A 1,350-nucleotide genomic window follows, 5' to 3' on the forward strand; every position below is an offset into this window, starting at 1 on the left:
GTTTACAATTTACTTTTTATTTAGTATAACTTATCTGCCTTTTCCTACGTGAATTTTATCCTTTTTCCTTGATAAATAAATAAAAATAATTATATACTATTAGTACATTTTTATACATTTGGTATAAAAATGTACTAATAGTATAGGTTAATTAAACAAAGCAACTATTTATCTAGCAAGTGACAACTACTAAGCGCTATGTAGCTAGTAAATTCCAAATTTATACCTATTCTGAAGGAGGAATAAGATCATATGAACAAAGAAGTCATTCCCGTTACAGAAATTCCAAAATTCCAATCACGTGCAGAAGAGTTTTTCCCTATCCAATGGTATAAAGAAATGCTGAACAACCACCCTGTTTATTTTCATGAAGAAACAAACACATGGAATGTATTCCAATACGACCATGTTAAACAAGTCTTGAGCAACTACGAATTCTTTTCAAGCGATGGACAAAGAACCACTATTTTTGTTGGAGATAATAGTAAGCAAAAAAGCACATCTCCAATTACCAATCTTACAAACTTAGATCCTCCTGACCACCGGAAAGCGCGATCTTTGCTTGCTGCAGCCTTTACTCCTCGCAGTTTAAAGAACTGGGAACCGCGAATCAAACAAATTGCAGCAGACCTTGTAGAAGCCATACAAAAGAATTCAACTATTAATATTGTTGACGATTTATCTTCTCCTTTTCCTAGTTTAGTTATAGCAGATTTATTCGGTGTACCGGTAAAAGACCAATATCAGTTCAAAAAATGGGTAGATATTCTGTTTCAGCCTTATGACCAAGAAAGATTAGAAGAGATTGAACAAGAAAAGCAGCGTGCAGGAGCTGAATATTTTCAATACCTCTACCCGATTGTCATTGAAAAGCGCTCCAACCTTTCTGATGATATTATCTCAGACTTAATTCAAGCCGAAGTTGATGGTGAAACATTTACAGATGAAGAAATTGTACACGCTACCATGCTGCTTTTAGGTGCAGGAGTTGAAACCACAAGTCACGCCATTGCAAATATGTTTTATTCTTTTTTATATGACGACGAGTCGTTATACAGCGAGCTGAGAAACAATAGAGAATTAGCTCCAAAAGCAGTAGAAGAAATGCTTCGATATCGGTTTCACATCTCCAGACGAGATCGGACGGTTAAACAAGATAACGATTTATTAGGCGTTAAGCTAAAAAAAGGAGATGTCGTTATTGCGTGGATGAGTGCATGTAATATGGATGAGAATATGTTTGAAAACCCTTTTTCCGTAGACATTCACCGCCAAACTAATAAAAAACACTTAACGTTTGGAAACGGACCTCATTTTTGTTTGGGCGCCCCTCTTGCCCGACTTGAAATG

General features: G+C 35.8%; 1 protein-coding gene. It reads left to right on the forward strand.

The window, feature by feature from the left end; translation table 11 throughout:
• Positions 1–252 precede the first annotated feature (252 nt).
• Positions 253–1,350, forward strand: a 1,098-nt coding sequence (locus AC1DRF_RS27960) for a cytochrome P450 (RefSeq protein WP_477742306.1), incomplete at its 3' end; no start/stop codon positions are given.

It is taken from the genome of Priestia sp. P5_B4 (genome assembly GCF_056400385.1).